Annotated in this window: 8 protein-coding genes; 5 read left to right on the top strand and 3 right to left on the bottom strand. The window is 66.1% G+C overall.

Features of this window, described 5'->3' with window-relative positions:
* Both PGX04_RS29265 and PGX04_RS29260 read right to left on the bottom strand, forming a co-directional pair.
* Positions 1-1,489 (bottom strand): DNA polymerase/3'-5' exonuclease PolX (locus PGX04_RS29265; RefSeq protein WP_273741709.1); only part of this gene is annotated, 1,489 nt, incomplete at its 3' end.
* Entirely contained in the window at positions 1,486-1,926 is a 441-nt protein-coding gene (locus PGX04_RS29260) for a DUF5788 family protein (RefSeq protein WP_273741708.1), read from the bottom strand. The genes PGX04_RS29260 and PGX04_RS29265, both read right to left, overlap by 4 nt.
* Before the next feature lie 202 nt (positions 1,927-2,128).
* Here PGX04_RS29260 and PGX04_RS29255 point away from each other — a divergent pair, with 202 nt between their 5' ends.
* The 3 genes from PGX04_RS29255 to PGX04_RS29245 all read left to right on the top strand — a co-directional run bounded on the left by PGX04_RS29255 (position 2,129) and on the right by PGX04_RS29245 (position 5,145).
* Positions 2,129-3,064 carry a rhomboid family intramembrane serine protease gene (locus tag PGX04_RS29255; protein ID WP_273741707.1) on the top strand — a complete coding sequence of 312 codons (936 nt, stop codon included), beginning with the start codon at positions 2,129-2,131 and terminating at the stop codon, positions 3,062-3,064.
* 70 nt (positions 3,065-3,134) lie between these two features.
* The gene (locus tag PGX04_RS29250) at positions 3,135-3,926 is read left to right on the top strand and encodes an endonuclease V (RefSeq protein ID WP_273741706.1); all 792 of its coding nucleotides are present in this window, start codon (positions 3,135-3,137) and stop codon (positions 3,924-3,926) included.
* Positions 3,927-4,206: 280 nt separating this feature from the next.
* The gene (locus PGX04_RS29245) at positions 4,207-5,145 is read left to right on the top strand and encodes an SDR family oxidoreductase (RefSeq protein WP_273741705.1); all 939 of its coding nucleotides are present in this window, start codon (positions 4,207-4,209) and stop codon (positions 5,143-5,145) included.
* An 87-nt stretch (positions 5,146-5,232) separates the two neighbouring features.
* On the opposite strand, the gene PGX04_RS29240 is transcribed toward PGX04_RS29245, so the two are convergent.
* Positions 5,233-5,760, bottom strand: a complete 528-nt coding sequence (locus PGX04_RS29240) for a DUF7097 family protein (protein ID WP_273741704.1) — start codon at positions 5,758-5,760, stop codon at positions 5,233-5,235.
* Positions 5,761-5,898: 138 nt separating this feature from the next.
* Here PGX04_RS29240 and PGX04_RS29235 point away from each other — a divergent pair, with 138 nt between their 5' ends.
* Together PGX04_RS29235 and PGX04_RS29230 are read left to right on the top strand one after the other, a co-directional pair.
* Positions 5,899-6,330, top strand: coding sequence for a DUF192 domain-containing protein (locus PGX04_RS29235; RefSeq protein WP_377043660.1), 432 nt, complete (start codon positions 5,899-5,901; stop codon positions 6,328-6,330).
* 194 nt (positions 6,331-6,524) lie between these two features.
* Positions 6,525-7,757, top strand: a 1,233-nt coding sequence (locus tag PGX04_RS29230) for a homocitrate synthase/isopropylmalate synthase family protein (RefSeq protein ID WP_273741703.1), incomplete at its 3' end; no start/stop codon positions are given.

The following is a 7,757-nucleotide window of genomic DNA, read 5'->3' as shown; positions in this document are numbered from 1 at the left end:
CGTCGAACTCGAGGCCGGAGCGCTCGTTGAGCAGCCGACCGCTGGGGTGGCCGAGCACGTCGATCGCCGGATTCTCGAGGGCGTGGACGAGTCGCTCCGTGGCCGTCTCGGCGTCCTGACCGAGCGCGCTGTGCGTCGAGGCGACGATCACGTCCAGGGCCTCGATCACCGCCTCGGAGAGGCCGATCTCGCCCTCGGCGTCGACGTTCGCTTCGATTCCCGCGAAGACCTCGATATCGGCCTCGTCGCCCACCGTGCGGATCTCCTCGACCTGCTCGAGGATCTCGGTATCGGGGAGTCCCATGCCGCCGACGATTCCCGGGCCCTCGGCGTGGTCGGCGATTCCGAAGTAGTCGTACCCTCGCTCGGCGGCGGCCTCGACCATCGCTGAGATGGGAGTGGCACCGTCGGACCACTCGGTGTGGCTGTGCAGGTCGCCGCGGATGTCGTCGCGCGTGATGAGGGCCGGCAGATCGCCGTCCTCGGCGGCTGCGATCTCGCCCCGGTCCGTCCTGAGTTCCGGCGGAATCCACGGCAGTCCGAGCGCCTCGTACATTCCCGCTTCGGTTTCGCCGGCGACGCGGTCGCCGACTCGCTGTCCGTCTTCCGCGTCCGGGACCTCGCTCACGTCGAAGGCTCCGTACTCGTTTAACTTCATCTCGCGGTCGATCGCGTAGTTGCGCAGGCTGACGTTGTGGTCCTTGCTCCCGGTGAAGTACTGGAGCGCGGAGCCGAACTCCTCGGGGACGACCACGCGCAAATCGACGCGGATTTCCCCGACGCGGACGCTCGCCTTCTCTGGTCCGGATTCGATCTCGTCGTCAGCCGACTCCCACTCGACGAAGCGCTCGATCACGGCCTCGTTCGCCTCGGTCGCCGCGAGAACGTCCACGTCGCCGATCGTCTCGCGCCACCGGCGGATCGAGCCCGCCACTTCGCAGCGCTCGACCTCGTCGATCGACTCGAGGAAGGCGAGCACGTCGTCGGCGAGCGGTCGCGCCTCGCCGAGGAGTTGGCGCTGACCGACGGTGCGGGCGAATTCGACGTTCTCGAGGATATTCTGCTCCGTTTTCGGCCCGAACCCTTTGACCGACTGTACCTCGCCGGCTTCGGCGGCGGCCTCGAGGTCGTCCAGGGTCTGAATCCCGAGTTCGCGATAGAGCGTCCCCGCGGTTTTGGGGCCGACGCCCTCGATCCGGGTGATGTCGGCGATGTCGATCGGGAGTTCCTCCCGAAGCGCCTCGAGTTCGTCGATCTCGCCGGTTTCGACGTACTCGATGATCTTCGAGGAGATAGCGTCGCCGACGCCCTCGATGTTCTCGACGGCCTCGTGGTCGCCGGACTCGACCCGGTCGGCGATCGGCGACGGATGAGCGCGGATGTTCTCGGCCGCTCGGCGGTACGCGCGCGGCTTGTACTCGACGTCGTCTGCCTCGAGCAGGTCCGCGAACTCCTCGAAGCGAGCGGCGAGTTCGGCGTTTGTCGTCATCGGCCCCTCCGCGCGCTGGCGTCGTCCTCCTGCCCCAGCGCCTTCTTCAGGAACGACATCCAGCGCTTGCGGTCCTGCGCTTGCTGGACCTGCTGTTCGCGCTCGAGATCCGTCGGACCCAGGCTCTCGAGGGCGTTCAGCGCCCGGTCGATGCCGATGATGCTCCCGGCGAGTTCCTCGCCTTCGTCCCAGGCGATATCGCCCGCTTCGATCCGCTCGAGTCGCTCGAGCCGCTCGCGTCGCAGGTTCTTCTTGGCCTGCTCGACGCGGTCGCGTTCGCCGGACGGGACCGTCTCGCGGCGCTTGATCTCGAAGACGAACGTCCGGAGGTCGATCTCCTCCCCCTGGACCTCGATCGTCTCCGGGATGTCCGCGCCGACGGTCGCGCCCTCGCGCTCGACGCGCTCGAGCAGTTGCTTGCGCTCGTACTCTTGCACAGTCGGATATGGGGGCGGGGAGCCAAAAATGTACAGTCCCCGCTGTCCGTTATAACGGAACCAGTCCGTTTCGTGAATTTCAATCGGCCGGTAGGGTGGGAGAAACGAACCGTACACGGTGCCTACTGATCGGGTCGGCCGCGCCGAAATAATCCGGCGAAAACCCCAAATCCCTTAGCGACTCCGCACATACCCCCGATCAATGGCCAAGTGCGACGTGTGTGGGAAGGACGAAAACATGCCGTACAACTGTCGGCACTGCGGTGGCACGTACTGTGGCGACCATCGGCTCCCCGAGAATCACAACTGCACGGGACTCGAGAACTGGAACGACCCGAAGGGCGTCTTCGACAGCGGCTTCGACGACAACGTCAATTCGGGCGGAAGTTCATCTCGTGCCTCGAGTCTCGCGGACAAACTCCCGATCGATACGGGAACGGGCGGACCGCTGGCGTACTTCCGCGGGAACGCGACCTACACGTTCCTCGCGTTGATGTGGATCACGTTCCTCGCGCAACTGGTTGTCGGGTTATTCGGTAGCTCCGGCCTCTACAGGTCGCTCTTCGTGCTGACGTCGTGGAACGTCGAGTACGTCTGGACGTGGTTCACCTCGATCTTCGCCCACAGCACGGGTAACTTCATGCACATCGTCGGGAACAGCATCGTGATTTTCTTCTTCGGCCCCCTCGTCGAGCGGTACGTTGGCTCGAGGAAGTTCGCGATTCTGTTCCTCGTCAGCGGCGCGCTCGCCGGGCTAGGTCAGGTCGCGATTTCGATCGCGCAGGGGGCCCCAACTGCCGTCCTCGGAGCAAGCGGGGCCGCACTCGCCATTATGGGCGTTCTAACAGTTCTGAACCCCGGTCTCAAGGTGTATCTCTACTTCATCCTTCCCGTCCCGATCTGGCTGCTCACCGCCGGCTACGCCTTCATCAGCGTCTTCTTCCTCGCCGGTGCCGGCGGCGGGCTCGGGGGCGGCATCGCACACATGGCCCACCTCGTCGGCCTCGTGATCGGTCTCGCCTACGGCCAGTACCTCAAGCAAAACCGGAACGTCAGCGCCCCGAACCGCCTCGAGTTCGGCGGTGGCGGCCCCGGTGGACCTGGCGGACCGGGCGGTCCAGGCCGCGGTCGATTCTAATCTCCCCACCGACGTTCTCCGCTACAACCACGCAACTGATTTTCGCCCGCCGTCTATTACCGCCACATCGATGAGTACTCCCCGCCCCGATCTCGCACCCGGTTCTGGACTTTCGCGCGAGGAGATGGAGGACCTCCAGCGCGAAATCGCATCCGTCGCCGTCTTCGACGACGAGTTCGCGTTCGATCCCGACGCGCTCTCGAACCCGCTCGCGACGACCGCGAGCACCGGCGATCCGCCGGTCGTCGTCGGCGTCGATCAGTCGTTCCTTACGAACGAGGACGGCGACCAGGACCGCGCCCTGAGCGCCGTCCTCGCGATGCGCGGCGGCGAGGTCGTCGAGCGCGTCTACGCGGTGACGCCCCTCGAGATTCCCTACATCCCTGGCCTCCTCTCCTTTCGGGAAGGCGGCCCGATCCTCGCGGCGCTCGAGGAGTTGTCCGTCGACCCCGACCTCCTCCTTTTCGACGGCAGCGGCCGCATTCACTTCCGACAGGCCGGGATCGCGACGCACATGGGCGTGGTCCGGGACGTGCCGAGCATCGGCGTGGCGAAGAGCCTGCTCTGTGGCACGCCGCGAGCGGACACCGACGACCTCCCCGAGGGGTCGACGATCGCCATCGAATCGAACTCGAGAGTCGACGCGCCCGACGGGACCCTGGTCGGCTACGCCGTCCAAACGCGCCAGTACGACTCGCCGAACCAGTACATCAACCCGCTGTACGTCAGCTCCGGCCACCGCGTCGGGCCCGAGACGGCGGCCGAGATCGTCCTCGAGCTCGCCTCGTCGTACAAACTCCCCGAGCCGGTCCGGCTAGCGGATCAATACGCCGACGAGGCCAAACGCGAACTTACGGAGTAACCCGACTATCCACTGGTTACAGCCGCCCGGCCAACCGCCTGCCGCGGGTGGGAATGAAAGGGGCCAGCTCGCTCGGGGAAGGCGGACGACGCAAGAACCGCAGCCCGAAGGGCGAGGATCGCAGCGAGGCCACCGACTCGAGCGAGCTGGGGGCTTTCAGAGTGCCGTACAGTGCTCTCACACACCCGTTCTCTCTTCCGTGACCCTATCCAAATACGAACGTTACGAATAGCGCGACAAACCGTCGATACTTAGGTATCGTCTCTCGAACCGGTCACGTATGGCTACCGCTGAGGACGTCGAAGGGACAGACGACGACGGGCCAGACGGAACCGTCGTCGAGGACGACCGCGGGCGCGAGACCACGACGACCGACGAGGACCGCTATACGCGCAAGAGATCGGTCCTCATCACCGGCTGCTCGTCGGGAATCGGCCGCGCGACCGCTCGAGCCTTCCTCACCGAGGACTGGCAGGTCTTCGCGACGGCGCGAAACGTCGACGACATCGACGACCTCGAGGAGGCGGGCTGTGAGACCCTCGCGCTCGACGTCACCGATCCGGAGCAGGTCGCATCCGTCGTCGAGCGGACCGTCGACGTCGCGGGTTCGATCGACTGCGTGGTCAACAACGCCGGCTACGCCCAGATGGGCCCCCTCGAGGACGTCGCCACGGTCGACCTCCACCGGCAGTTCGACGTCAACGTCTACGGCCCCCATCGGCTCACTCACGCCGCCCTGCCGCACATGCGCGCCCAGGGAGAGGGTCGGATCGTCAACGTCTCGAGCGTCATCGGCCGGATATCGATCCCCGGGTCGGGCGCCTACGCCGGCTCGAAGCACGCGCTCGAGGCGATGAGCGACGCCCTGCGCGGGGAAGTCGAGGAGTTCGGGATCGACGTCGTCGTGATCGAACCCGGGCCGGTCGAGACGAACTTCTCCGACCGAGTCGACGACGAACTCCCGGAAGACGAGCGGACGCCGGCCTACGAGTCGCTGTACGAACTGTACGACGACGCACAGCTGATCGGCGGCGGGAGCGGCGGCCCCTTCGCCTCCGATCCCGAGGACGTGGCGGCAGCGATCCTCGAGTCGGCGACCAGCCCCGATCCGCCGGCGCGGTACCCGGTCGGCCCGCTGGCGCAGTACGGCCTCTACGCTCGCTATCTGCCGGATCGGCTGCGTGATGCGGTGTACGGTCTCCTGCGAAAACTCGCGTAGCTCGTCGTACGGTCTGCTGTACCGATTACCCGGAGCAACTCCAGGGCAGTTCGCAGTTGCGCCGGAACTGACTACCGATAGTCCGTCTCACTCGTCGTCACCGTAGCGCTCCGCGGCCGACTCGAACCCCAGCTCCGACTGCTCGCGACTCCGGCGTTCCTCGAGCGCCGCGATCGCCGCCGGATCGAGCCCGGCGTCGTCCGTGATCCGCGCCCACGAGTTGTGGACTTTCGCGTGACACCACCGACAGAGGTAGATCGTGATCTCGTGGGAGAGGGTCTCGCCGTCGCGTGCGTACGAAAGGTGGTGTTCCTCGAGCAACGGCCGCTCGTCGTCGTGGGCGATCCGCTTTTCCTCGAGTCCGCAGCGAACGCACTCGCGGTCGCGGTTGCGCGAGCGAAAGTGCGGGCAGTCGGCCCACGACCAGTCCGATTCGGGGTCGACGACGGGACACTCGTAATCCTCGTCCGCGCGCTCGCGAGCGAACTCGGGGTCGTGCTCGTAGTGGTCGAAGGCGTACCGGCACTTTCCCTCGCCGGTGAGGTGGTCGCAGACGCCCGCGAACTCGTAGGGGTCGTCGACGCCGACCGAGGTTCCCTGGGGGGTTTTCTCCATGTGCGCGTACGGCGGATTACGCGCGAGCCGATTTGAATCCTCTGGCGTGGTTCCGAGTCGACGGCCCAGGTGGCCGGTAGCGACTCGAAGAGCGCCGCGGCGAGAACACTTTTTGTGTGGGGCTTCGCACTCGAGGGCGTGCGACTCGTCCACGATCCGGTCTCCGACACTCGTCCCAATCCCGACGCCGAGACTGGTTCCGATCCCGACGCCGATACGCTCGCTGGCGGCGACGCCGACCGAACCGTTCTGGCGACGACGGTCGATCTCGCGGATTCGATCGTCAGCCAGACCCGCGGACTCATGTTCTGCCGATCGATCCCGGCCGACTACGCGCTGGCCTTTCAGTTCGGTTCGACCAAAACTCGCGACCTCCACATGCTGTTCGTTTTCTTCCCGATCGACGCCGTCTGGATCGTCGACGGCGTCGTCCAGCGCGTCGAGACCCTGCGACCGTGGCGGGGGTTCGCTCGCGAAGAAGCAAATCTGATCGCCGAACTCCCCGCCGGCACCGCAGCCGACGTCGAGCCCGGCGATCGGCTGGTTCTCGAGGACGATCGGAACCGATAACGACCGATCGATACCGACCGAAACCATTGCGCCGTGACCGGCGGATTTAAGTCGGCATGATACGTTAGCCCACAGTACAATGGCACGAGATTCCGTCTCAACGCCGCATTCCGAGGATAGAGGAAGTCGGGGCGACCCGGCTGGATGCGAAATTCTCCGACGAACGTAACCGCAGTACTCGAAACTCACCACTCTTGCCTGTAACTCACTCCCCCGAACAGACGATAGAATCGGACCGTACAGTGCGCCTTCTCGACACGACGCTTCGCGACGGCGAGCAAGCACCGGGCGTCTCGCTCTCGCCCGACGAGAAAGTCGAGATCGCTCGCTCCCTCGAGCGCGCCGGCGTCTCCGTCATCGAGGCTGGCAGCGCCTGTACCGGCGCGGGTGAGCGACAGGCTATTTCGCGCGTGACCGACCTCGATCTGGACGCCCGCGTCACCAGCTTCTGTCGCGGGATCACGAACGACATCGACCTCGCGCTCGAGTGCGACGTCGACGGGGTCCACATCGTCGTCCCGGCCAGCGACCGCCACGTCGAGGGCAAGGTCGGCACCTCACGCGTAGACAATCTCGAGAAAACCGCCGAGCTCGTCGCCTACGCGAAGGACCACGGCCTCTGGGTCGAGGTCATCGGCGAGGACGGCTCCCGGGCCGATCTCGACTACCTCGAGGAACTGGCGGACGCGTCCCTCGAGGCGGGCGCGGATCGCTTCTGCTTCGCAGATACCGTCGGCCACACCGGGCCGGAACACACCCACGAGGCCGTCTCTCGGCTCGCCGAACTCGGACCCGTCAGCGCCCACACGCACGACGATTTCGGGCTGGGCGTGACCAACGCGCTCGCGGCCGTCTCGGCCGGTGCCGACCTCGTTCACTGCACCGTCAACGGGCTCGGCGAGCGCGCCGGCAACGTCGCCCTCGAGGAGGTCGCGATCGCGCTCTCGCACGTGTACGATCTCGAGACGCTCGAACTCGAGGAACTGTACGACCTCGCGCAGATCGTCTCTCGGGCGACGGGTGTTCAACTCCCGCCGAACAAGGCCGTCATCGGCGAGAACGCCTTCACCCACGAGAGCGGGATCCACACCGACGGCACGCTCAAGGACGACAAGATGTACGAGCCCTACGCGCCCGAGACCGTCGGCCGCGAGCGCCGACTCGCACTCGGCAAGCATACTGGTAGCGCAGGTGTCGCAGCGACGCTCGAGGAACACGGCGTCGAGGCCGACGGCGACGAGGTCGCGGAAATCGCGACCCGCGTAACAGAACTCGGGGATCGCGGTCGCCGAGTGACGGACGCCGACCTGCTGGCCATCGCCGAGGACGTCACCGGCGAGGACCGCGAGCGCGTCGTCGACCTGCTCGATCTCACTGCCACCAGCGGCGGAGCGGTCCCGACCGCCAGTATCCGACTCGACGTCGAC

The organism is Natrinema soli, assembly GCF_028618695.1.
The sequence above is the reverse complement of the archived record's forward strand: the minus strand, read 5'-3'. Positions and strand labels throughout refer to the sequence as shown.